Below are 23,086 nucleotides of genomic sequence, written 5' to 3' on the forward strand. Positions count from 1 at the left end.
CCGGGCGTCTCCACATCGCGCGCCGTTGCGCGTGCGAGACATCCGTGGGGCTCGCCGAAGTCCTCCAGAGCGCATGGTCCGCGTGCGAGGCTCTCCGGGCGGATCGCCCGGACAACCTCAACATCGCGTCGTCGGCGTGGCGAGGGCTTCAGTCGTTGTGGGGAGGGTGGCCCGCTCCGGACGCATTGCGCGGTCGGGGAGGCGGGATTACGAAGCTAGGTCAGCTCCGAATGCTGTGACGCGAGGTATCATGGCGAACTCCTCGGAAAGCCGGCGGGGGGACGCCGGAAAGCGATGCGAACTAAAGACGCATCGAGGAGACTTGACCTCATCCGCCGGACAGAACCGGCGGATCCTTTCGAACGGATCAGCCGGCCTATGCCTGGCGTACGAAGCGCATCGCCCTCGGGCGCGCGGAAAGGATCGTCGGTATGACTTTGGTCATGTTCGCCCCATAGCACAGGAGCGATCGCTGTTCCGTTGACGGAATAGCTACACTTCTACGAAATCAGTCTCCATGGTCTACTCGCACGCTTCCTGCGCAGCACGCCATCGATCCTGCCGCCATCATGACTACAATTCCTTCTTGCTCGAGCCGCGAACCGGCGGATGCGCGTCAAAGATCGCGCGTACGGCGTCGCCGCTCAGGTGACGGCGGCGCTGCAGTGCCTTCGCGACCGCGATGACCGCTTCCCGATGCTTGTCCACGATACCGTCGGCGCGCTCCTGCAGTCTTTGCAGGTCGGCCTCGACGACATCCCGCAGCGAGCGGTCGTAACGGACCGCCTCCAAGGCGTCTTTCCGGGAGCCCAGGAAGGCGACGGTCCCGCCCACTCCCCAAGTCAGGTGGAGAGCCGAGATGGTTTCCGTTGCAAGACCGATGTCGGATTCCGCATCGCCACCTCCGCCGATCGACTGGCCCGTCTTGAGCAGCACGCGCTCAGCGGCGCGTCCGCCGAGAAACATGGTAGCTTGGTCCTCGATCGTGCGCCGCGTCGGCAGGTCGTTCGCGTCGGCCTGGACCAACGTGCGATGGGCGCTGCCGGTGCGGGCGCCCACGACGCAATGGCTTACCCTGCCGTACCCGATCGCGAGAGCAGTCACAGCATGGCCCGCCTCATGAACGCAGATGCGCCAGTCGGTTTTCAACGGGATCTTCTCCGCCGTCAGCACAGCGGCTCGGAGGTCGCCCGCTGCGAGCGGCCGACCGGCATGTCGGGCGATGCGACGTGCCTCCCGGACCAGTGCCATGATCTCCGCCCCCGTCGAGCGCTCCATCATGGCGGCGATCTCCGGCAGATGACGATCCGGAAAGTCGCCGGCGACGTGAAAGCGCAGCATGTTTTCGACGCCGGCGGCGTCCGCCCGTTCGAGCCTGACCATCTTCTCCAGGCGACCTGGACGCAGCAGCGCGGGGTCGACGCCATGCGGATTGTTGGTCGCGGCCACCACGATCACGCCGTGGCGCGGTGAACCCGTCGAGGACGATCCCATCGAATTATCCAGCCTGAGAAGCAGGTCTGTGATCAGCGGCAACCAATAGTCCTTGTTGCGCGAGCCCGAATTCGAGGAGTTGAAATCGTCCCGATTCGGGACGGCATCAATCTCGTCTAGGAAGGCGATCGCGCAAGGATTCGCCAGCGCAGCACAGCGGTCGAAAACCGACCTCATCGATCGGATCACATCGTCCAAGTACCCACTTTTTGTGAACCATTCTGCGACGTTCGTGACGACGATGGGCACCCCGCATTCGTGGGCCAAAATGCGCGCGTAGAGCGATTTCCCGCACCCCGGCTCTGACACCAGGCAAATTCCCTTCTGGAGGTCGCTCCACTTGGCTCGCCCCTCGCGGAATGCGGCAATATCCCGCGCAAGTTGTAATCCGAAAATTCTCGCCTCTCCGTACTCCACGGCGTCCTTCAAAGCAGGCAGCCGGTCCTCGACGGTTTCGCCCCGCGACGCCAACGTCGCGGCCTGCAGCCGCTGGACGATCTTCGCGGGACCGGATCCGGGCCGGAAGCAGGCGACCATGTCGTGCAGATCAAGGCCGATGCCGAGCCCGGGCGGGAGGTCCTTCGGCGTCCGCTTGGCGAAGCGCGCGATGGCGGTGGCCAACATGGTCGGCGTGGGCACCCCGACGCGGATCGTGATGTCGACGGCGGAGAGCAGGGCGCGCGGAAGCAGCGTAGCGTCGGCTGAAACGCCGGCCACGCACAACCCGCGCGCCAAATCGCGCGAGACCTCGTCCGACCCGACATCGCTGTTCTGGGTGCGGGCCTTGCCGTCCCGCGCCATCATCAGCCAGCGGCCGCCGAAGTTGACACGGAAATAATCCTTCATCGGCCCGACCCAGGCGGGCGAGGGCACCACGACGATGACCGCGAGAGCCTGATTGTGCTCCAGCTTGCGGTGGACCTCCTTCGAGACCGATGCCTCGAACGCCGCGCCGAGCAGCGCGGTCATTGCGGAATGGCGACCGCGTTTCGCCGGCTTGGGCGGCGAGGCTTCGTCGCCATCACCATCGGCGTCGATCTCAGAATCTTCGACCGGCGGCATCGTGTTGAAGATCATGCGGGTCTTGGCGTCGATAACGTGGCGCGTGAAGACGTCCGTGGGCGTAGCCCTGAGATCGACCAGGCGCTTGGGCTCCATCCGATAGGCTCGAGCCGGCTTCTTAAGCCCGGGCTTCTTTGCGGTGCGGCGGGACGTAGACTTCTTCATGAACGAGACCTCACAATGGAAAGCGGTCCGAGCGGAGCGGACGTCAGATCGATTTCGAGAAGATCGTCGCAGAACAGCGACATCACGGACGGCGTCGGATCGCGGTCCGATTGGATGCTCTCCAACAGGCGGACGAGTTCCATCGGCCCGTCGTCGCGCAGCACCTGTAGGATGCGGATCCGCAGGCCGAGCGGCACGAACCGACGATTGTGCGACCAGACCAGGTCCACGTCGGCCCGACGCGGCTCCGCCTTCAGATCCTCGGCCGTGACGATGAAGGGCGTAAGGCCGAGATCGCGCGTCGCGATCTGGACGAGGCCTTCATCGTCGATGTCGCGGACCCTGCGAGCGGGCACGACGTCGAGAAGGAAGCGACCGTCGTCCCTGTTCAGGACGGCGGCGTCGAGTTCTACCGGTACGGACGCAACATGTGCGGTCGCAACGTGAACGATCGAGCGCACTTCCGGGGCAAGCGACGCCTGGACGAGGCCCGTTCGAAGAGCAGGATGTCGCACCGGGATCGGGGCAGGTGCCTTTGCGGAAACGAAGTGATCGGGGCGGCCCCTGAGGGCTCTGCGGATGCGCATGTCGAAGAACTCGAAACCTGATTGACGGGCAGGGTGGCTTCGGTGCGCTTCTGGTCGTGTGCGTCGGTCATGGCGTCCCTTTCAGATCTCGAGAATGAAGTTCGGGTCGAAGTGCGGATTCTCCCAGCGCGTCTCCTTGGGCGGCCAGGGGCCGTACCCCTTCGAATTGCTGACCACCAAGGTCTCGCCAACCAAGGCCCGGAAGGTTTCGTGGGTGTGGCCGAACACCCATTCGTCCGCGGGGCGCAGCGGGTTCATGTCGCCATCGCCGGGCTGCGGCATCATCAAGGCCGTCAGGTCGCTGCGATAGGCGGCGTCGAGCACCTCGTCGTCGGAGAGCCGCAGCGCCAGGTCGGGTTGCTCATCGGGCGGAAGGGGCAGCGGCGAGTGGTGCGTCACGATCACCAGACGATGTTCCGGCTCCCGCGGCTTGCGCATTTCCGCCTCCAGAAAGGCGCGCGACTGCCGATGGCGAGCCAAAGCGTGCTGAGGCAGAAAGCGCTGCCTGTAGCCGCCGGTCCGGATCTTGCGGAAGTCGTTCATCCTGTCCTTGGCCACCGCCATCGCCCGTTGCTGATCGCCGTAGAGCTCGAAATCGGTCCACATCGTCGAGCCGGCGAACGTCACCTTTCCCTTCCGATCTTCGAAGGTGACGCTCCGGTTCTGGAGAACGTGGACGTTCGTGCCGGCGGCGGCCTGCATGGCCTTCTCGACCGTCCGGGTCTCGTCCGTGCCATAGGCTTCATGGTTGCCCGCGATGTAGATCACGGGCTTATCTGGCACGCGGTCCAGGAGCCAGCGGACGCCGCGTTCCATGCGCGGCACAAGGTCGCCGGCCATCACCAGGACGTCGAACGCTGGCCGCTCCGCTGCGGACGCAAGATCCCAGCCGCGGGTCAGTTCGATATGAATGTCGGACATGATCCAGAGCCGCATGTTTCCTTCTCGCTAATGTCTTCCTCGAGAGGACCGGCCCTCTTGATGATGCGGTCCATCTCGCATAGTGCGCGATGCATCGCGTTTATGGGCCAAGTACCAGTGTGCGCGGGCCAAGAACTTCGCCATAGATATCCAGCCGCAAGAGGTTTTCGCAGGCGAGGGCACAAACGGACGCAACAACATCCGTGAGACGAGTGCGAGTTTCGAGCTCGAGGATCGTCTGGGGCCCGTCTTCAAGAGCGACCGAAATCTTCAACCTGTCCATGAGCGAAACATGACGGCTGGCATGCGACCAAATGGCTCGGACGTTCGAGAAGAGCGGCTCTCGATACAAATCACTCGCGTCGCGCTCGAGAAGCCGAAGCCCATGGCGCGCCAAAACGAAGTTGAGGCGGCCAAGCTCCTCCTCACCGAGCTTCGGTCGGGTACTATGGATGCGCAAAAGATAAGGTCCGTCTTCCCTTCGAAGAACTACCCCGGCCAGCGAAATGGGTGGGCACTCAATTTCAGGGCCGCTCCGATACTCGATCTGGCGAACGGAAGGATCTAGCGAGGCCTGCTCAAGGGCGTGCCGTAGAAGACCTGCCGGCACCGGTATCGCAGCGCGGCATTTGGGGCTTGTAAACAAACTTGGTCGCGCGCGAGGGCAATATTTCGCAATCTGCATAAGCATTATCTTGGAGCTCCTTGCAGGAGGATCGACTTCTTCTGAGGCGGCCCTTAAGGGCGTGTGATCTCAGGCGGTAATCCAGCGGTGTGCCGATGGCCAGAAGGATTGGACACCGTGACGATCCAGTTTTCATGTACGCTTTAGCGTACGAAAAAAATGCGTCGAACCTGTGTCTTGGTCAGGCTCTTTCGAGGGATCAAAAGTTTTGCGAGGCGCAGCGCCACTATCTTTTGGCGCCTCTCCTCTCGCCAGCAAGGAGTTCGGCGGGTTCTACACGCAGTGCCGCGGCGATGCATACAATCGAGTCTAGGGTCGGATTTGCGAGCCCGCGCTCGATCTCGCTAATCAGGGCGCGGCGGACTCTAGCCAGGCCTGACAGTTCGGACTGGGTCAACTTCTTCGCCAGCCTAAAGTCCTTGACCCGGCCGCCAAGCGCGACGCGCATGCGGCTCTGCGCTTTGGCAAAGGATTCAGATTGGACCACGATTTTCTCGTTTGGCCACTTTGGCGTGGCGTGTCCGCGCCCATTGACGACCTGCACACACCATTAGTTACTAAATTCGAAGGATTCAATGCTCGAATCTTGCGAATTGCGCAGGGCGAGTTGCATAGATCGGCGAGCGGACAGGCGGACGTGGTCGTGACGAACGGAATCGTCGCATATGGAATGGTTGCGTCGAAAGCTTCGCCCGACCTTTGCTGGACTTAGACCGGTCGACCGTCACTCCAAAGATACGTCGCTCCGCACCTCGATGCGTGAGCAGCGATTCCGCGCCGTACCCGCGCCGTGCGGTAGGTGGTATCTCTTCTATCCAGACGGGTTGGGTCGGAAAGGTGCCGGGAGGGGACGTGACCGTAACGGCCTCAATTTTATACAATCTGGTGGAATGCCCTCAACGCGTGGCGCTAGACGCTTTTGGGAGCTTCGAACAGAGAGATCAGTTGAGTCCCTTCGTTCGACTGCTATGGGAGCGGGGAACGTTGTTCGAGCGAGAGACAGTGGGGAATATGGACGGTCCTATTCTGGACTTGTCCGAAGTCCCGGACGAGGATCGAGAACGGCTGACCTTTGAGGCGATGATGAAAGGTGAGCCTTTGATCTATGGAGGCTCCATCAGCGCGAGCGATCTCGTCGGAAGGCCAGATTTGCTGCGCGTGGAAATCGGAGGCTACGTTCCTGGCGATATTAAGTCCGGGCGAGCCAAAGAAGGTAGAGGCGACGATCATGAACGTAAACCGAAGCGTTCCTATGCGGTCCAGCTTGCGCTCTATATTCACATCCTCGAGCAGTTGACTTTTTCAGCTGGACGTCGAGCCTTTGTCCTCGACGTGCAAGGCGATGAAGTGGAGTACAATTTTAGTGACGAGCCCGGGAAAAAGCTTTGGGCTGACTACGAAAGCTCACTTGCGCAAGCGCGCAAAGTACTCGCTAAGCAGCTAGTCCCGATTCCGGGCTACTCGAGCAACTGCAAACTTTGTCACTGGCAAACGCTCTGCCTAGCAGAGTTAACCCGAATGGACGATTTGACCCTGATACCGCTTCTTCGGAGGTCGGACCGAGACGCCATGCGCAACCACATTGCTACAAGAAGCGCTTTGGCGGATGCCGATCCGAACAGATTCATATTAGGCAAGAAGACGATTTTTACCGCGATGGGGGCGGACCGGCTGCGGTCGTTGCACGCGCGTGCCGCGCTGCTCAAAGCTCCGCAGCCACAGCCTTATCTGCGAGCACCAGTTCGGCTCGAATTCTTTCCAATCGAATTGTTCTTCGATATCGAGGTCGATCCACTCCGAGGAATTTGCTATTTGCACGGCTTTGTGGAGCGAATAAACGGGGACATTCAAACAGAACGCTTCGTGTCGTTTTTTGCCGAGGACCCTTCTTTAGAGGCGGAGCGAGATGCGTTCGCTGCAGCCCTCGAATACTTTGCCTCTAAGCCAGGTGCTGGAGTCTATTATTATTCCAAGTATGAGCGCACAATCTATCGAAAGCTCCAGCAGAAGTATCCAGAGATCTGCACAGTCGAAGATGTGGAGGATTTGTTCGACCCTCGGCGTGCGGTTGATTTGTATGGAGATGTGGTGCTGAAGTCGATCGAGTGGCCAACCAGGGACTATTCGATCAAGACGCTCGCCAAATTTCTGGGGTTCACTTGGCGAGATACAAATCCGTCTGGAGCCGCCTCTGTGGAATGGTTCGATCGCTGGTGCCGGGAGCGAGATCCGGACATCCGACAGCGTATTCTCGACTACAATGAGGACGACTGCCGGGCAACAAGGGTGCTACTGGATGGGATCAGAGACCTTCCCCAAGCAAAAGTATGATCCCGCGTAGCGGAGGCCGCCTCGACCTCCTCCGATTTCACGCAGCTGGCGGAGAGAGTGGGAATCTCTCCCCCGATGCCCCCAATGCGCGAAAATCCGCAGAAAACAAGGATTCCTAAAAAGCCCGGCCGAGTTTTGTGACCACCGGTGTGTACCACCTGTTCGGCCGATTCGGCCGTCAATCTCGGCCGATTTGGAGGCGAATGCGGACCTAGTGCTGCAAGCCCAAGCCTTCCATGGCCTCCGCCAGCATCCAATCACGGAACGCCATCGCCGGCGCATTGCTCTCTAGCAACGGCGGATGAACGAGGAAGTGCGATAATGGCAGGCGGCAGTTATGGTCGGACAACCGGACCAATTTGCCGTTGAGCAGATCGGCGCGAGTGACCGAGCGGCGCGCGAGCGCAATTCCTTGCCCGTCGATCGCCGCCTCCATCAGCAGATTCGCATCGGCGAAGGAGTTGCCGACGATCTTCCGGTCGATCTGCACTCCGAGCGATTTGAACCAGGTCGACCAGGGGACGTTCGGATCGATTAACAACCGCTCATTCACGAATGCCGACGGGTCTCGCGTGAACTGCCCTCCGTTGTAGCGCGGGCTGCAGACCGGGAAGATCTCCTCGTCCATCAGCCGGATGGCGTGAAGCCCCTTCCAGGTTCCGGTGCCGAGACGTAACGCGATATCGACCTTGTCCGACTTGAAATTGGCGAGTTGCCGATCCGACTTCACGTTGACGTGGATGTGGGGGTAATGCTCGTTGAATCGGGGCAAGCGCGGCAACAGCCAGCGGGCCGCCATCACCGGTAGCAAGCTCACCGTGACTTCGGCATCCATGGGGGAAGATCTCAGCGAAGTGAGTGCCCCGGTTAGTTCGGCTAACGAGCGCGCAACTCGATCATAGAGACGTCGCCCGTCCGGCGTGGGTACCATTCGGTGCCCCATTCGCTCGAAAAGCTTGATCCCGACCCGCTCTTCGATCTGCCGAATCCTTTGGCTTACCGCTCCATGAGTGATGTGAAGTTCTTCAGCCGCTCTGGAATAGCTGCCATGACGAGCGGCGACTTCAAACACGCGCATGGCTTCGAGTGGCGGTAAACGGACCATTTTTAGATTGTTAGTTTTGCTAACAGAGCGTGTCAATTCATATGGTTGGGCCGCGTTCGGCGGCCGTGGTCATGTCGCTCTCTGCAACGAGAGGAAGTGATCGTGAACGGACCCGCGAATATCGCCGATTCAAAGCCGCACACGGCGCGCATGGCGCTGCGCGATGACCGACTTGACGCGCTGCTAGGCCATCCGGTCGCCTTGACGATCCTCCGCTTGGCGGTCCCGAATTCGACCGTGATGCTCGTCCAGGTGCTGATGGGACTTCTCGAGGTTTACTTCATCGCAAAGCTCGGGCTCGACGCTCTCGCCGGAGTGACGCTGGTCTTCCCGCTGCTCGCGCTTACCGTAGCGATCTCCCAGGGTGCGACAGGCGGTGGTATCGTCACTTCGGTGGCGCGGGCGCTAGGACGCGGCGAATTCGCCGAGGCAAGCTCCTACCCTTGGTACGCAATCGGGTTGGCGCTGCCGCTTGGATTGGCAACCACCGCATTCATGTATGGGCTGGGGCCCTTGATCTATCGTGCGATGGGCGGGCATGGCGCTTCGCTACAGATCTCCCTGCAATATTCGACGGTGGTCTTTGGCGGAGCGACGCTGATCTGGACATTCAACTTGCTGATGGCGGCGGTGCGCGGCACCGGAAACTTGCGAGTGCCGGTCATTGTAGTGTGCTCAGGCGCAACGCTGCTGGTGCCGCTATCACCGCTTCTGATTTTCGGCGGCTTCGGCATTCCCGCGCTTGGCCCAATCGGCGGTGGCGTCGCACTGTTGATCAACTACGCTCTCGGAACACTTGCCTACGCAATCTACCTGTGGGGCCATATGGGCTTGTTGCGGCCTTCGCCAACCCCACCGCGCCTGGCGCTCGCGCCTGCCTTGACGATCCTCAAGATCGGCGGCGTCTCTGCCATCATCGCGGCGAGCACCAATGTAACGCTGACGCTTGTGACCGCTTACGTCGGCTCCCATGGTATCGCTGCTTTGGCAGGGTATGGCTCAGCCTCACGTCTAGAGTTCCTGCTTGTGCCGATCTCCTACGGTGTGGGCGGCCCGGTCGGCATGGTTGTCAGCGCCAGCCTTGGCGCCGGACTGATCGAGCGTGCGCGGCGCGCCGCCTGGACGGGCGCGGTTATAGGCGCTGCGGTGACCGCCACAATAGGACTCGTCGGCGCGCTGTTAGCGCGCCAATGGATCGGCCTTTTCAACGACGACCCCGCGACCATCCAGGCGGGCGTGCAGTACCTGCACGATGTCGGCCCCTTCTTTGGGTTCTTCGGTCTCGGCTTTGTGCTGTACTGTGTAGGCCAAGCCACCCGGCGGCTCGCGCCCTCGCTGCTCGGAGCTCTGACCCGCGCGCTGATCGCTGCTGCGGGCGGTTATCTGCTGCTACGCTGGAATGCGAGTCTCGACCTGAACTTTTTCGCAGTCTCTGCTGGGATGATGGCGTTCGGGTTGATACCGCTTTCTAGTCTGATGCAGCGCGTTGGCTTCGAAGCCGATGATATCTCCAGCAAGTGAACCAGATAGTCCGCCGGCAAGAACCGACCGGAGCCGCAATCACACTCGCCCCCGACACTCTTGGCTCCCTCATACCTTCGACTGCATTTTTCCCGGAAGCTTAACATGCCTGAATCCCCAGCCGGCAAAACCGGGCTACGCTACCCCTTTCCCTCTGGGGCGCCTCATGTTTGATACGGAGACAACCGCGCTTTTGCGCGCGGTCCTGGACGACGTCTGCGAAAGCGTTTCGCACCGCGAGATTGGAGCACGGACTCACGTCGCTTCGAAAATCCTGGAGGCCGCCACCAGAGGCGAGGTTTCGCCCGATGGGCTAAGGCGGGTCGGCCACGACGCGCTGTCCCGTGCACCCACGATGTGGCGCTGATTGATCCGGAGGGGGCGTGAATTTCCAGGTGACGGTCCTCAAGATCCTGGTGAGCTATCCGGACGGCTTCGCCGTGATGGAGGACCTCAAGCGCGACATGGCGATCCTGGCGACCAGCGGTCGCGACTGGGCGGACCGGACCAAGCGCCTGGCCGCGCGGGTGCCCGATCTCGACATCTTTTCGCACCGGCTGGTCGAACGGATCGGTGGCGGGTGGAAGATCACGGCAAAAGGACGGGCAGTGCTCGAGTTCATGGAAGCCCGCCCCGCTGCGACCGAACCGATCCAGGCGCCTTTGGTCGAGCAGGCTCCGGCGCCGATAGTCGCTGCGACGCAGGTTGCTCCGCTGCGGCAACCCGCTGACCGTGCCAAGCGGCGCCGCGAACGTCGCGAACGGCGGCGCGAGGCGCGCGAACGAGCGAGGGCGAGCGCCTCCTGAAGTGTCCTACAGCGCCGGCAACGCGCGAAAAGAGGAGGACGGGACCCGAACCCGCGCGGTATCGCCAGCCGCTACCGCTCCGGCGGCCCTGACCACGCCCAGCACCCCGCATTTGAATGGAGGGCCCGTTTCCGCCGACGAGAGCAACTGTCGTTTCAAACCGGAAGCGTTTAGCTCCGCGCTGCAATATCGGCGGAGAGCGGCTCCTTCCGCCGGCCTTGTGCTGAGGGGACGCTTCCTTGCTTCCTTGCTTCCTTGCTTCCTTGCTTCCTTGCTTCCTTGCTTCCTTGCTTCCTTGCTTCCTTGCCGCCTTGCCACCTTGCACCGCATCTTAAAAAAGGTGCGGCCTTAGCAGAAACAATCCGTCGCTCGCTCGGTTGAGGAGAATTGCCACGAGGATATGACATGCGTAAGTCAGCTTCAGCGACCGTTCTGTTCCTCTCCTCTTTCCTAGTCTCCGGCTTCGCCCTTGCTCAACAACCCGAGACTGCACCCGGCTCGAACGAGACCCAGACGACTCCTGTTCAGCCGGACCGTACGCCGCAGCAGTCCGATCAGGCGCGCGAGAGGGAGCGTAAGGCCGCTGAAGATACCCGCGTTAAGCGTGACTGGACAACACAGCGCGATGAGGATCGCACGGGTATGGACCGCATGCGTCAGCAGCATATGGGACGTATGATGGAAGATATGGACCATCGCACCACGGGCGGCAATTGGCGGACGCAGCGCGATGATGAAGATATGGACCGTCGCTCGCGATTCCGCGATGAGGATCGGCCGCGTCGCCGCGTCAAAATCTGCTTTGAATACGAAAACGGCGACGAATTTTGTCGTTACCGCGAGTGAGTTGAACGGACGCGCTGTTCTCACGTAGCGGTCGCCGCTCCGGTGTCGGGTTGCGTCCTGGTCAGTTGCGAGGTCCATTGAGGATGTTACGCATCCCGTTCTCACCCCAGCCTTGGCTCCGCTGGAGTGGCCGTGCCTCGCGGCTCTAAGGGGGTCAATGTAGATGCTTCCATGAGAACCGCTGATCTCGCAGCTCCCTTCGTGATCAGTTGTGGAACGCGCATCCAATTCGAGCCGAGCTCGACAGCTCCTTCTCCGAGCGCCGGATCGTCGCCTGCGTGCCGATTGGAGCACTAGACTACCGCGATCGCGGTCATCTGCTCGGCCTTGAACCGGCAGCCGATCGGTCATCCTGCGAATGCTGCCTTCTCGGCCCCCGAGGTAGTTCCCGCGCCCCTCTGTAAGGGACTTCTCGCGATGCGTGAGGTTCTGGAGCAGTGTGTGCCTACATTGTATCTTTGGGGCCTCTGTGACGTCGCGGTAGGGCCATGGGGTTCATGCGTCACACCAGGTCACCAACAACAAGGCCGCGACTGAGCCAGAGTTATTTCACCTCGCGCCGGTGAGCTTGGCCATCCTCGATGCGGATCGAGACATGTTTGTTGCGACCACCTCCTGGCAGAGATGTGCGGAACGCCAGTGTTTGGCATCGAATGTCCGGCTTGGGTCAAGGCGGCTGTCGGCCCCTGAGTGGGACGACTTCCACTCTACCTATCGCTCCAGGCCTACCGCTGCGGTTTGCCAGCGGCGATGGGCAACACGCGACGCCACCGACGCGACGCAACGCCGCCGCTACCGAAGCGGGCGGGACCGGCTGAACAAGAAACGGCTGGGAGTGAACTTTCGGGCTACTGCGAGCGCGCTGCCCTCGCACGTTTCGAGCGCGATCTTCTGGGCCAGCATGACGTCTCCAATCGGAAGGTCGCCAACGGGCAGGAAACACAAGCCGATCCTTGGACGGCCGTTTTCGCCGACCTCGCAGACATTCGCAGCCGCTCCCGCATAGATTCTGTAGCGGTTGCCCGTGTCGCCACCGATTACCTCGAAATAACCCTTCTCCGCGAATTGCCGCCGTTGGACAGGCGAGAGGTAATGCCGCAGCAGCAGCAGCGCGCGTCCTTCCGGAGTGCTCTCGGCGCCGTGTCTAATGAACAGCGCCTTTGCAGCCCTCATCCGTGAGCGTTCATCCGGCCGCGACGGCCTGAACAGCCACACGGCTCAGCAATTCAGCCGCCGACCAGCCGGGGGAAGAAAAGAGTTTCTTCCGCCGTGGGGTCGAACGATCGGATCTGCGACACCTGACCTGAGCCGGTCCGGACCGCAGCGGTGAAGCCGACGTTCGTCAGCTCGCGGAACCGCTGCTCCGCATTGGCTAATTCTCGTGCATCGTCCGAGTCGAAGAAGTGACGGCTGTCGCCGGTACTGTCCATCACGGTCTGGATCGGCATGCGGATCCCTCCTTGTTGATCATGACAGAATATTGTTGAAGCTCCGCAGTTCCTCGATCGCACCAAAGCTACTAGCTTTCGCGCCTCGCAACCTAGGCTTCGGTATGGTTGTACGCAGATGGCCCGCAAGCCGGGGCGCAGCTTTTTGGACTTCGGCGAACAGCATCAGCCCGCCACAGCGTCACCGGATATGGCCATTGGTCGAAAGTTGGTCCGCATCCTTCAAGGTGATCGAGATGGCAAAGCCGAATGCCGCAACCAGTTCGGTGGCTCGCGACGTAGTAGCGGAGCAGGGCTGGGGGCGTGGACGGTATCCAGCAGCTTGCGCGAAGTTCGGCGGAGCTTCAGCGTTTCTGACTCAACAGGTTCCGGGCTCTTGTGCGAGGATTTGGAACTTGGCGGCCTAAGAGGCCGTCGTCGCACCGGGCCTCGGCAGTGAAAGAAGAGCAATCTGTGAATTAGCTCATTTAAGGTTGAAGGAAGCCGTGTCTTAACACTCAGGCGAGTCCGAGGATTGCACCAGGAGACGGGCAATGCCAATCACTACGGAAACGACCTCGTTCACCAAAGACATTCAAGGCCGCTATCTCTGCAACAATCTCGCGGAAGTTGATGCCTGGAAATCCGCAGGCGGGCGTCCGTTCGATTTCATCCTCGTGGGAGGCGGGACGTTCGGTTCTGCGATGGCTGAGCATTTGTGGTTCCGCCAGAAACAAACGGGTGGCGGATTGAGGACGCTGGTCGTCGATGCCGGGATGTTCACCGTCCCTGAGCATGTTCAGAACACGGGGATCCAAGGGTTTGCCGATCCGGCTAATCCGTTCCTTTTGAACGAAAGCCTGCCGCAGCCGGAGCCCCCACGCAACGAGGTCTGGGGAATTCCATGGAAGTCGACTATTCCCTTCAAAGGACTAGCGTACACGCTCGGGGGCAGATCGCTCTATTGGGGCGGTTGGTCGCCTCGTCTGCTGGACGAGGAGATGTTGGGTTGGCCCGCAAACACCGTAGTCGATCTGAACAGCCGCTATTTCGATGAGAGTTCTCGCCAGATCGGTGTCGACGAGGCGAACGACTTCATTTTCGGCGAATTGCAGAATGCGCTGCGTCGCCGGCTCTTCGACAGTTTGTCGAGCGTGCCCGGAGCGTTCGCGCTCGACGCGCTCCCGCCATCTCCGCTGCTGAAGTCGGGCGCCGACCCCGCACAGTTGCTTGGCCTGTCGTCGAGCGGCGGACTTTCGCAAAACGACCTCCTAAACCTGCTGAAGCTGGAAGCGCCGCTGGCTGTGCAGGCGCGCCCGCCACACGCGGGGTTCTTCCCGCTGAACAAGTTCAGCGTCGTTCCGCTGCTGATGAAGGCGGCTCGGACTGCGGCGAGCGACTCCAACGGCAATGATTCGGTCAAGGAATTCATGGTGCTGCCCGACACGCATGTGCTGACGCTGCGCAGCGTCCCCACCGCGGCAGGGACCTGGCGCATCTCAGGCATCGACACTAGTCGAGGTCCGATAGATCTGGCACCCGGTGGTGCCGTTGTCATCGCGCTCGGCACGATCGAGAACGCGCGGCTGGCTCTCGCATCGTTCGATGCCACCGGACTTCCGACCCTGTCGCTCATCGGCAAGAATCTGATTGCGCACCTTCGCTCGAACCTTGTCATCCGCGTGCCGCGGTCGGCGATTTCCGGGCTTTCGCCGGCGGTGAACGAGCTGCAGACTGCGGCCCTGTTCGTGAAGGGACGGGCAACGCGCCCGAATGGTGATCTGATCGGCCACTTCCACCTTCAGATCTCCGCGAGCGGCGGCGGCAACACCAGCGGCGCCGAGGACGAGCTCTACCGCAAGGTGCCCGACGTCGACTTTTTCGATCAGCTGAAGACCTCGACCGACACGCATGTCGCAATTGCAATCAGAGGGCTCGGAGAGATGGAGCCCGCCGATCCGGCCAATCCCGCCGCTCATCCAGGCCGCGTCGATCTGAGCTCGCGGACAGACGAATACGGCGTTCGTCGTGCATCGGTTGCGCTGACACCGACGCAGCGCGATCAGGATCTCTGGGCCGTCATGGATGCGGCGATGCAAAAGGTCGCCGCCGTCTTGGCCAACGGTCAGCCCATGCAGGTGCTCCAGAGCAACCAGGACGGGCTCGGGACGACCCATCATGAAGCCGGGACACTTTGGATGGGCACCGATCCGACCACGAGCGTCACGGACGGCAACGGACGCTTCCATCACACCGAGAACCTGTATGCGGCCGGCCCGGCGCTCTTCCCGAGCATCGGTTCGCCCAACCCGATGCTGACCGGGATAGCGCTCTCGCGCCGCACCGGCGACCTGATCATGACGCCTCCTGCCTTCGCGGCCGAGGCGGGTTTCGAGACGCTGTTCGATGGCACCTCTCTCGGGGACTGGACAATGTCGATGATCAGCAACCAGCCCGGCCGGGACGACCCTGGCTCGTTCCGGGTCCGGCGCGGGGTTCTCGAGGCACGAACGGGGACCGATCTGGGGCTGCTCTGGCTGAAGCGCCGGACGCCGCCTCGCTATGTTTTGCGGCTGCAATGGATGATGACGGCGCCGGACGACAATTCGGGCGTCTTCATCGGCTTCCCGGACCCCCGGAACGAGGGCTACGACAACACGGCCTATGTCGGCGTCAACTTCGGCTTCGAGATTCAGATCGACGAACTGGCCCGGCCGGACAATGCGCCCATCCACAGGACGGGTGCGGTCTACTCCTTCAAGGGGCCGACCGACGGTCCGCTGACGGTCCATCCGGTGGGAGAATGGAACAGCTATGAGATCACCGTCGATGGTGCCGACATCACCGTCGCGCTGAACGAGCAGACGGTGAACATTTTCCATTTCGCGGGCGATCCGCAGTCCCCGCGCCGCGGGCTGCCGTCCACCGCTCAGGACCCGCGCTTCATCGGCCTGCAAACTCATACGGGTCGCGTGCTCTTTCGCAACATTCAGTGGAAGTCGTTGGAGGGTCTCGTGGCATGAACCTGATGCCACTCGGATCCTTGGGCGCCGTGGAAAGCAACGGCGCGGTGACGTTCGGACTCTGGATGCCCTGGGTGTCGGCGGCCGACGGCAACGTCGTCACCGTGAAGATCATCCATGAGGCGGACCAGTTCCTGCAGGAGATGCCGGCCCGGGAGTTTCGGCTGGCGCACAGCGTTCGTGCTCCATATGGCGACTTCTGGTCGGTCACGGTCCCCGTCGCCGGGACGCCGCCCGCGGTGCCGGGCTCGGCCTGGGGCAGTCCGGGTCGCTATGTCTATCGCTACACCATCACCAACCCGAACGTCGGAACGCTCGACTGGATCGTCGACCCATTTGCGCGCGAGTTCGGTGTCGGCAGGCAATCCGCCTTCACTCTGGGCTACCAGCCCTACCTCTGGAGTGCCGGCGAGGCGCAATGGCGAACGCCCGCGCTGGCAGACCTGATCCTGTATGAGGTGAACATCGCGGAGTTTGGCAACGACCTCGACCGCGCTCGCGGGCTGGTCGCCTACCTCGCCGACCTCGGGATCAACGTCATCGAGATCATGCCGCTGTCCAACGTCGGCAACTCGGTCGATTGGGGCTATCTGCCGATCGGCTATTTCGGCGTCGACGAGCGTTTCGGCAAGCGGTCGGATTTCCAGCAGCTAGTCGACATCTGCCACCAGCACGGGATCGCGGTGATCGTGGACGTCGTCTATGGCCATACGGGCGTGGATTTCCCGTACTACGACGCCTACACGCGGCTGCGGTACCGCGATAATCCGTTCATGGGGCCGTTTGCCAAGGACTACTTCAGCAACTTCGGCAAGAGCACGGATTTCAATCGGGCGATCACGCGGGACTTCTTTTACACGGCAAATCACCATTGGTTGGAGGTCTATCACGTCGACGGCTTCCGTTACGACTGCGTCCCGAACTATTGGGACGGGCCGATGGGCGTGGGCTATGCGAGCCTGGTCTATGAGACGCACCAGCTGACCAAGGCGAACATCGCGGCAGGTCGCCCGTACTGGAGCCGCTTCGACGGAGCGGCCGGCAGGCCGCTGACTCTCGTGCAGATGGCCGAACAGCTCGAAGCTCCGGAGGACGTGCTGCGCTCGACCTATTCCAACTGCACGTGGCAGAACGGCACCTATGGCGCGGCACGCGCGGTAGCCCAGGGGGATCGCGGCCGGCTCGCCGACCTCGGCCTGCAGCTTGGCCTCTTCGGCTACCCCGACCGGGAGACCGTCAACGGCGACGACATCCCCAAGACCGCGCTCCAGTACATCGAGAATCACGATCACGAGCGCTTTCTGTGCAATTTCGGCACCTCCAACCCCGACGAAGCCGGCAATCCGCTGTTCGCCGAGGGAGACCGGGCACGCTGGTACATGCTGCAGCCCTATTTGATCGGCCTGCTGATGAGCAAAGGAATTCCGATGCTTTGGCAAGGCGAGGAATTCGCCGAAAACTACTTTCTGCCCGATTTCGGAATGGGCCGCGTCTCGCTGCTGCGGCCCATGCGTTGGGATTTCTTCTACGATGATTCAGGACGGCCCACCCTAAGCCTGGTGCGTAAGCTGCTGCGGATCCGGCGGCACCGCGACCACATTCGTCAGGGCACGTATTTCTTCTTCAATGACTGGGACCGATATCAGCAGTTCGGAGTGCTTCTTTTCGCCCGCTACGACCGTGGTCGCTACACCTTGATCGCCGTGAATTTTGGAGAGACTGACCGGACCGTCCCGTTCTGGTTTCCGATGGCCGGGGATTACGTCGAAGAGCTGCATGGCGGCGCTCTCGACCTGAGGAACGTGCCTTCGCTTCAGCAAGTAGATCTAAATATCCCGCCGCATTATGGACGGATCTGGACGCTGACGTAGGCGCGGGGACTATCCTGAAGACATCGCCAACACACCGCTCGATCAAGAGCCCTCCCGAGGTTTGTCGAGGATCTGGACAACACGAAGATCTGTCAATTTCCAAAAAACGATCCTCTTGCCAAGTGGGGGAGGCTTTCTCCATTCCACAATCCAACAAGTTGTGGGTCGGACTCGAAACGGCCGAAGAAGGGATTTGGTTCGGTGCCTTCCGCATGCTGCCCGGTCTCAGCCGTCCAGCACAACGGAAGGAGGCGCGTTTCCAAGCCACGCCTGATTCCGGGGCCGCGCGCTACACGGCCCCACCTCGACCGACTTGCACTGAAACCGGAATCCACGGATAGCCCCACATCAAAAGAGTTGACGAGGTCAGCTTGTCGTCATACTGGTCTGACCAAGATCAGACCAGCGAGATCGGGATGGAGCTTAAGCGCGCGGTCGAAGCCGAAAAAGGGTTTGAGAAGGTGTTTGCCTTCCTGCGCGAACGCCTGCTCGCGGGCTCGCTCAGGCCCGGCGACCGCCTGGTTTCGGAACGCGAGCTCGCCACCCTGCTAGGCGTTAGCCGGCCGATCGTTCGCGAGGCGCTGCGTGCCCTGACGGTGCTCGGCATCGTCGAGATCCGCGACCGCATCGGTACTGTGGTGACCCGGCCGGACGTCTCGGTGCTGAACGACTTCTTCACCTTCGCCCTCGCCCACCAGGCGGACATGCTTGACGACGTCATGCAGGCTCGCGTCGCGATCGAATGCCAGGCGATCCGCCTGGCCTGCGAGCGCGCCAACATTGCCGATTTCGAACGGCTGCAGCGTGCACTGGCGAAAATCGGGGACACCATCGACGAGGCCGATGCCGGCGGCATGGCCGACTTCGAATTCCATCGCGCAATTGTCGTAGCCTCGCATTCAGAGACGTTGACCGTCCTGCACGGGTCGCTGGCGGGTCTGCTGACGCATTCGCATCGCAGCCGCCGCAAGCTGGTGCAGGCCTTCCCGTCGATGAAGACGTACCTCATCGACGACCACCGGCGCATCTTCGACGCGATCATCGCGCGCGACCCTGAGCGAGCGGATGCGACACTGCGCAAGCATTTTGCCATCGGCGACGAGTACCGCAGGCGGGCCGTCGTCGGCGACATCGACAAGACCAGCGCTTTACGCTGATCGCGGACTAACGAAGAAACGGACGAATAACATGGGACGGAACGACAAGGGCAGCGTCGGCTTCATCGGCGTCGGCACGATGGGCCTGGAGATGGTGCGCAACCTTCTGAAGGCGGGGCACGCGGTGCACGCGTTCGATCTCAACGAGGCCGCCGTAGCCGATATCGTCAAGGAAGGCGCGATCCGGGCCAAGAACCCGGCCGATGCGGCGCAAGGTGCCGACATCGTCGTCACCATGCTGCCCGACACGCCCCATGTCGAGGCGACCGTTTACGGCGAGCATGGGCTGCTGAAGTCGCCGCCGCCCGGCAAGCTGATCGTCGACATGAGCACGATCTCGCCGGTCGCTGTCCGCCGCATCCACGCCGACCTGCAAAAAATTGGCGTCAGCTTCATCGACGCGCCGGTCTCGGGTGGGCCGTTGGGTGCCAAGAACGCCGCACTCTCGATCATGGCCGGTGGCGATGCGAAAGCCTTCGCGAAGGCCGAGCCGTTCTTCCGCGCGATGGGCACCACCATCACGCATGTCGGTGCGTCCGGCGCCGGGCAGACCGTCAAACTCTGCAATCAGCTGATCTGCGGCATCAACATCCAGGCCATCTGCGAGGCCCTCGCGCTCGGGCGCGCTTCGGGCCTCGATCTCAATTTGCTGCGCCGGGTGCTGCTCGGAGGCTCCGCCGCCTCCTGGATGCTCGACAAGCTCGGCCCCGCGATGATCGCCGGTGACGTCTCCGCCGGCTTCCGGATCGATCTCCAACTCAAGGACCTCCGCCTGGTACAGGAGCACGCGCAGGCACTGAGCGTGCCGCTGCCGGGCACGGCGCTCGTCACCAGCCAATATGTGGACGCGCGCGCGCATGGCGAAGGCAACAACGGCAACCAGGCGCTATTTCGCGTCTATGACCGCATGACCAACCAGACCACCGGCTGAACCTGACACAATGAGCGTGCAACTCGACTTCCCCGCAGTGCTGGAGCGTTGGCCGAGCTTTCTCGCCGGCGCCGCGCTGACGCTGGAGTTGGCGGTTTTCGCGACCATGCTCGGCGCCCTGTTCGGCACGCTTGCAGCCGTCGGCCGCGGCTCGCACAGCGCGCTGATCGCCGGCGCCTGCAAGGTCTACGTCGAATCGATCCGCAACACGCCCCTGCTGGTGCAGATCTTCCTGGTCTATTTCGGCCTCGCCAGCCTGGGACTGAAACTCTCGGCCTTCACCGTGGCGGTAGCCGCGTTGACCATCAATGTCGGCGCCTATACCGCCGAGATCATGCGCGCCGGGTTCGAGGCCATTCCACGCGGACAAATCGAGGCCGCCGAAGGGCTGGCGCTGTCACGCCTCCAGATCTACTGGCACATCATCCTGCTGCCGGCGATTGAGAAGGTCTATCCGGCGCTGACCAGCCAGTTCGTGCTGTTGATGCTGGCCTCCTCGGTCTGCTCGCAAATCTCGGCCGAAGAGCTCACCGCCGTCGCCAACTACATCCAGTCGGACACCTATCGCGCGTTCGAGACCTACATCATCGTCGCCGGGCTCTACATCATACTGTCGCTGGTGATGCGCGCGGGCTTCTGGGGCCTCGGCCTCGTGCTGTTCCCGCGCCGTCGCCGGCTCGGCACACCGTTGTGAGATGACCATGGGCGGACATCTCAACATCAACCATTTGATGTTCCTCGGCCAGGGCGCGCTGTGGACCATTGGTCTCTCCGTGATCGCGCTGATCGGCGGCGGCATCGTCGGCTTCGTGATTGCACTGGCACGCACCTCACCGCTCAAATCGGTGCGGATCGCCAGCGGCGTCTATGTCCAGCTCATCCAAGGCACACCGCTGCTGGTCATCCTTTTCCTGGGCTATTTCGGCCTCGCCGCAATCGGCCTCAAGGTCTCCTCGCTCACGGCCGCCGGCGCCTCGCTGACACTCTATGTCGCCGCTTATCTCGGCGAGATCTGGCGTGGCTGCATCCAGTCCGTGCCGAAGCCGCAATGGGAGGCTGCTGAAGGCCTGGCACTGAGCCGGACCCAGCGCATGATGAAGGTGATCCTGCCGCAGGCGATCCGCATCGCGACGCCGCCTACCGTCGGCTTCATGGTGCAGATCATCAAGAACACCTCGCTCGCTTCCGTCGTCGGCTTCGTCGAGTTGATGCGCTCGGGTCAGATCGTCAACAACTCGCTTTTCGAGCCGTTCGTCATCTACGCCATCATCGCCGTCGCCTATTTCACCATGTGCTATCCCCTGTCGTTGTTCAGCCAGAAGCTGGAACGTCGCATGGGGCGTGGCAAGTTTCACCTTGCACCGGCCTGAAGATGCAGCAGAACGCCTCCTCCTCCGAACCGATTGTGTCGCTCCGCGACGTGCAGAAGAGCTTTGGCCCACTGCGGGTGCTCGATGGTGTCAGTTTTGCCGTCGAGCGCGGCGAGGTGCTGGCGCTGATCGGCCGCTCCGGCTCCGGCAAAAGCACGGCGCTGCGCTGCATCGACCGCTTCGAGAAGGTCGACGGCGGCGAGATCGTCGTCTGCGGACATCGGGTTGACCGTCCCGACGTCGACCTGCGCGCGCTGCGCCAGGACGTCGGCATCGTGTTCCAGAGCTACAATTTGTTTCCGCATCTCACGATCGAGCAGAACATCACGCTGGCGCCGTGTGCCGTGAAGGGCATCACAGCGTCGCAGGCCAAAGACCTTGCGCGAAAAGTGCTGGCGCAGGTCGGGCTCGAGGAGAAGCTTCACGCCTACCCGGAGCAGCTTTCCGGCGGCCAGCAGCAGCGCGCCGCAATCGCCCGCTCGCTCGCCATGCAGCCGAAAGTGATGCTGTTCGACGAGGTCACGTCCGCGCTCGATCCGGAGCTCACCGGCGAAGTGCTCAAGGTGATCGAGCAGCTGGCGGCCGATGGCATGACCATGGTGATGGTCACCCACGAGATGGGCTTTGCCAAAGGCATCGCCGACCGGATCGTCTTCATGCATCGCGGCAAGGTACACGAAACCGGACCTGCCTCGATCCTGACGTCGCCGACGACACCCGAACTCACGCAATTCGTGGGCACGGGAAACTTAAAATCATAATAGGGAGGAACTAGGAATGACCAACAAGACATTACTGGGAGCTGCCGCCGCGCTGTGTGGCCTCGCCATGATGGCGGCGACGCCGGCATCGGCCGACTTGCTCGACGATATCACGCAGGCCAAGAAGATCCGCATCTCGACCGACCTCGCCATCCCGCCTTCGGGTATGATGGACTCGAGCATGAAGCCGACCGGCTCCGACGTCGAAGTCGCGCAGCTGCTCGCCAAGGACTGGGGACTCGAGCTCGAGTTCATCCAGACCACCGGGGCAACCCGTATCCCGAACGTCCTCACCGGCAAGGCCGACATCATCATCTCGACACTGTCTGTGACGCCCGATCGCGCCAAGGTCATCGATTTCACCAAGCGTTATGCGACGCTGCAATCCGACGTCGGCTGCCTGAAATCATCGACGGTCAAGGACTGGCCTGACCTCAAGGACAAGTCGATCGGCGTCTCGCGCGGCACCACGCAGGACACGACGCTGTCCAACATGAAGGACAAGGACCTCAAGATCTCCCGTTACGATGACGACGCCACCATGGTCACGGCGGCTGTGTCCGGTCAGGTCGACTGCGTCGCCTCGTCCGCGACGATCATCAACCAGATCGGCGTGAAGAACCCCTCGCGCGTGTTCGAGTCTCGGATTCCGCTGGCGATGTTCGACCTCGCCATCGGACTGAAGAAGGGTGAGCCGCGCCTGATGGACAAGCTCAACGCCTGGATCACCGAGAACGTCAAGAACGGCAAGCTCAATGCGATCTACAAAAAATTCCACGGTGTCGAGCTGCCGCCGGATATGCGCAGTTAAGACCGGAAACAATCGTGGGGGGCCCCCCCCGCGGCCCCCCCCCCCCCCAAAAAACCCCCCCCCCCCCGCGGCCGGCGCCCCCCGCGGCCCCCCCCCCCCCCGGCCGCGCCCCCCCCCCCCCCGCCGCCCCCCCCCCCCCCCCCGCCCCCCCCCCCCGCCCCGGCGCGCCACGGCCGCGCCGGGGGCGGGAGTCCAGCAGGTTCATCGTGAGC

At 62.2% G+C, this 23,086-nt stretch carries 20 protein-coding genes; 13 read left to right on the forward strand and 7 right to left on the reverse strand.

The annotated features are described in order from the left end of the window. Positions 1 to 573: 573 nt before the first annotated feature. The 4 genes from AC0L3C_RS25470 to AC0L3C_RS25485 form a co-directional block, all read right to left on the reverse strand. Positions 574 to 2,463: an AAA family ATPase gene (locus AC0L3C_RS25470; RefSeq protein WP_473409242.1), complete on the reverse strand. Its 1,890-nt coding sequence runs from the start codon at positions 2,461 to 2,463 to the stop codon at positions 574 to 576. Positions 2,464 to 2,717: 254 nt separating this feature from the next. After that, complete coding sequence (locus tag AC0L3C_RS25475; protein ID WP_473409243.1) at positions 2,718 to 3,308, reverse strand: hypothetical protein; 591 nt, start codon at positions 3,306 to 3,308, stop codon at positions 2,718 to 2,720. A gap of 81 nt (positions 3,309 to 3,389) precedes the next feature. Then, complete coding sequence (locus tag AC0L3C_RS25480; protein WP_473409244.1) at positions 3,390 to 4,244, reverse strand: metallophosphoesterase; 855 nt, start codon at positions 4,242 to 4,244, stop codon at positions 3,390 to 3,392. An 896-nt stretch (positions 4,245 to 5,140) separates the two neighbouring features. Then, positions 5,141 to 5,362 carry a helix-turn-helix domain-containing protein gene (locus AC0L3C_RS25485; protein ID WP_473409290.1) on the reverse strand — a complete coding sequence of 74 codons (222 nt, stop codon included), beginning with the start codon at positions 5,360 to 5,362 and terminating at the stop codon, positions 5,141 to 5,143. A 404-nt stretch (positions 5,363 to 5,766) separates the two neighbouring features. On the opposite strand from AC0L3C_RS25485, the gene AC0L3C_RS25490 reads away from it, so the two are divergent. Next, positions 5,767 to 7,245, forward strand: coding sequence for a TM0106 family RecB-like putative nuclease (locus AC0L3C_RS25490; protein ID WP_473409245.1), 1,479 nt, complete (start codon positions 5,767 to 5,769; stop codon positions 7,243 to 7,245). A 211-nt stretch (positions 7,246 to 7,456) separates the two neighbouring features. Here the strand turns inward: AC0L3C_RS25490 and gcvA are convergent, their stop codons facing one another. Then, positions 7,457 to 8,350 (reverse strand): transcriptional regulator GcvA, encoded by an 894-nt coding sequence (gene gcvA, locus AC0L3C_RS25495; RefSeq protein WP_473298679.1) that lies wholly within the window; start codon positions 8,348 to 8,350, stop codon positions 7,457 to 7,459. 102 nt (positions 8,351 to 8,452) lie between these two features. On the opposite strand from gcvA, the gene AC0L3C_RS25500 reads away from it, so the two are divergent. The 4 genes from AC0L3C_RS25500 to AC0L3C_RS25515 all read left to right on the forward strand — a co-directional run bounded on the left by AC0L3C_RS25500 (position 8,453) and on the right by AC0L3C_RS25515 (position 11,523). Then, a complete protein-coding gene (locus AC0L3C_RS25500; RefSeq protein ID WP_473295224.1) occupies positions 8,453 to 9,871 on the forward strand; it encodes an MATE family efflux transporter in 1,419 nt (472 codons plus the stop codon). A 166-nt stretch (positions 9,872 to 10,037) separates the two neighbouring features. Continuing rightward, positions 10,038 to 10,238: a hypothetical protein gene (locus AC0L3C_RS25505; protein WP_368507428.1), complete on the forward strand. Its 201-nt coding sequence runs from the start codon at positions 10,038 to 10,040 to the stop codon at positions 10,236 to 10,238. Between the two features lie 16 nt (positions 10,239 to 10,254). Next, complete coding sequence (locus AC0L3C_RS25510; RefSeq protein WP_473409246.1) at positions 10,255 to 10,677, forward strand: hypothetical protein; 423 nt, start codon at positions 10,255 to 10,257, stop codon at positions 10,675 to 10,677. A gap of 405 nt (positions 10,678 to 11,082) precedes the next feature. Next, positions 11,083 to 11,523, forward strand: a complete 441-nt coding sequence (locus AC0L3C_RS25515) for a hypothetical protein (RefSeq protein WP_247398534.1) — start codon at positions 11,083 to 11,085, stop codon at positions 11,521 to 11,523. 792 nt (positions 11,524 to 12,315) lie between these two features. On the opposite strand, the gene AC0L3C_RS25520 is transcribed toward AC0L3C_RS25515, so the two are convergent. Beyond that, complete coding sequence (locus AC0L3C_RS25520; RefSeq protein WP_473295222.1) at positions 12,316 to 12,696, reverse strand: hypothetical protein; 381 nt, start codon at positions 12,694 to 12,696, stop codon at positions 12,316 to 12,318. Positions 12,697 to 12,749: 53 nt separating this feature from the next. Then, entirely contained in the window at positions 12,750 to 12,971 is a 222-nt protein-coding gene (locus AC0L3C_RS25525; RefSeq protein ID WP_473409247.1) for a hypothetical protein, read from the reverse strand. A 533-nt stretch (positions 12,972 to 13,504) separates the two neighbouring features. Between AC0L3C_RS25525 and AC0L3C_RS25530 the strand changes: the two genes are divergently transcribed. From AC0L3C_RS25530 to AC0L3C_RS25565, 8 genes are all read left to right on the forward strand, one after another. Next, positions 13,505 to 15,973, forward strand: a complete 2,469-nt coding sequence (locus AC0L3C_RS25530) for a 3-keto-alpha-glucoside-1,2-lyase-like domain-containing protein (protein ID WP_473409248.1) — start codon at positions 13,505 to 13,507, stop codon at positions 15,971 to 15,973. Beyond that, the gene (locus AC0L3C_RS25535; RefSeq protein ID WP_473409249.1) at positions 15,970 to 17,844 is read left to right on the forward strand and encodes an alpha-amylase family glycosyl hydrolase; all 1,875 of its coding nucleotides are present in this window, start codon (positions 15,970 to 15,972) and stop codon (positions 17,842 to 17,844) included. Before AC0L3C_RS25530 ends, AC0L3C_RS25535 begins: the two co-directional genes overlap by 4 nt. A 416-nt stretch (positions 17,845 to 18,260) precedes the next feature. Then, positions 18,261 to 19,001 carry a FadR/GntR family transcriptional regulator gene (locus tag AC0L3C_RS25540; protein ID WP_473409250.1) on the forward strand — a complete coding sequence of 247 codons (741 nt, stop codon included), beginning with the start codon at positions 18,261 to 18,263 and terminating at the stop codon, positions 18,999 to 19,001. 31 nt (positions 19,002 to 19,032) lie between these two features. Beyond that, on the forward strand, positions 19,033 to 19,932 hold the full coding sequence (locus tag AC0L3C_RS25545) for an NAD(P)-dependent oxidoreductase (RefSeq protein ID WP_473409251.1): 900 nt from the start codon (positions 19,033 to 19,035) through the stop codon (positions 19,930 to 19,932). Positions 19,933 to 19,942: 10 nt separating this feature from the next. Then, entirely contained in the window at positions 19,943 to 20,626 is a 684-nt protein-coding gene (locus AC0L3C_RS25550; protein WP_473409252.1) for an amino acid ABC transporter permease, read from the forward strand. Positions 20,627 to 20,633: 7 nt separating this feature from the next. Beyond that, positions 20,634 to 21,302: an amino acid ABC transporter permease gene (locus AC0L3C_RS25555; protein ID WP_473409253.1), complete on the forward strand. Its 669-nt coding sequence runs from the start codon at positions 20,634 to 20,636 to the stop codon at positions 21,300 to 21,302. Positions 21,303 to 21,304: 2 nt separating this feature from the next. Further along, a complete protein-coding gene (locus AC0L3C_RS25560; protein ID WP_473409254.1) occupies positions 21,305 to 22,063 on the forward strand; it encodes an amino acid ABC transporter ATP-binding protein in 759 nt (252 codons plus the stop codon). A 16-nt stretch (positions 22,064 to 22,079) separates the two neighbouring features. Beyond that, complete coding sequence (locus tag AC0L3C_RS25565; protein ID WP_473409255.1) at positions 22,080 to 22,874, forward strand: transporter substrate-binding domain-containing protein; 795 nt, start codon at positions 22,080 to 22,082, stop codon at positions 22,872 to 22,874. Positions 22,875 to 23,086: the final 212 nt, after the last annotated feature.

This window comes from Bradyrhizobium sp. WSM4872, assembly GCF_055811715.1.

Bases quoted from the DNA above. Each gene is read 5' to 3' on its own strand.
- AC0L3C_RS25470 (WP_473409242.1), bottom strand. From the start codon at position 2,463: ATGACCGCGCTGCTCGGCGCGGCGTTCGAGGCATCGGTCTCGAAGGAG.
- AC0L3C_RS25475 (WP_473409243.1), bottom strand. From the start codon at position 3,308: ATGCGCATCCGCAGAGCCCTCAGGGGCCGCCCCGATCACTTCGTTTCC.
- AC0L3C_RS25480 (WP_473409244.1), bottom strand. From the start codon at position 4,244: ATGCGGCTCTGGATCATGTCCGACATTCATATCGAACTGACCCGCGGC.
- AC0L3C_RS25485 (WP_473409290.1), bottom strand. From the start codon at position 5,362: ATGCGCGTCGCGCTTGGCGGCCGGGTCAAGGACTTTAGGCTGGCGAAG.
- gcvA (WP_473298679.1), bottom strand. From the start codon at position 8,350: ATGGTCCGTTTACCGCCACTCGAAGCCATGCGCGTGTTTGAAGTCGCC.
- AC0L3C_RS25505 (WP_368507428.1), top strand. From the start codon at position 10,038: ATGTTTGATACGGAGACAACCGCGCTTTTGCGCGCGGTCCTGGACGAC.
- AC0L3C_RS25515 (WP_247398534.1), top strand. From the start codon at position 11,083: ATGCGTAAGTCAGCTTCAGCGACCGTTCTGTTCCTCTCCTCTTTCCTA.
- AC0L3C_RS25520 (WP_473295222.1), bottom strand. From the start codon at position 12,696: ATGAGGGCTGCAAAGGCGCTGTTCATTAGACACGGCGCCGAGAGCACT.
- AC0L3C_RS25525 (WP_473409247.1), bottom strand. From the start codon at position 12,971: ATGCCGATCCAGACCGTGATGGACAGTACCGGCGACAGCCGTCACTTC.
- AC0L3C_RS25530 (WP_473409248.1), top strand. From the start codon at position 13,505: ATGCCAATCACTACGGAAACGACCTCGTTCACCAAAGACATTCAAGGC.
- AC0L3C_RS25535 (WP_473409249.1), top strand. From the start codon at position 15,970: ATGAACCTGATGCCACTCGGATCCTTGGGCGCCGTGGAAAGCAACGGC.
- AC0L3C_RS25540 (WP_473409250.1), top strand. From the start codon at position 18,261: ATGGAGCTTAAGCGCGCGGTCGAAGCCGAAAAAGGGTTTGAGAAGGTG.
- AC0L3C_RS25545 (WP_473409251.1), top strand. From the start codon at position 19,033: ATGGGACGGAACGACAAGGGCAGCGTCGGCTTCATCGGCGTCGGCACG.
- AC0L3C_RS25550 (WP_473409252.1), top strand. From the start codon at position 19,943: ATGAGCGTGCAACTCGACTTCCCCGCAGTGCTGGAGCGTTGGCCGAGC.
- AC0L3C_RS25555 (WP_473409253.1), top strand. From the start codon at position 20,634: ATGGGCGGACATCTCAACATCAACCATTTGATGTTCCTCGGCCAGGGC.
- AC0L3C_RS25560 (WP_473409254.1), top strand. From the start codon at position 21,305: ATGCAGCAGAACGCCTCCTCCTCCGAACCGATTGTGTCGCTCCGCGAC.
- AC0L3C_RS25565 (WP_473409255.1), top strand. From the start codon at position 22,080: ATGACCAACAAGACATTACTGGGAGCTGCCGCCGCGCTGTGTGGCCTC.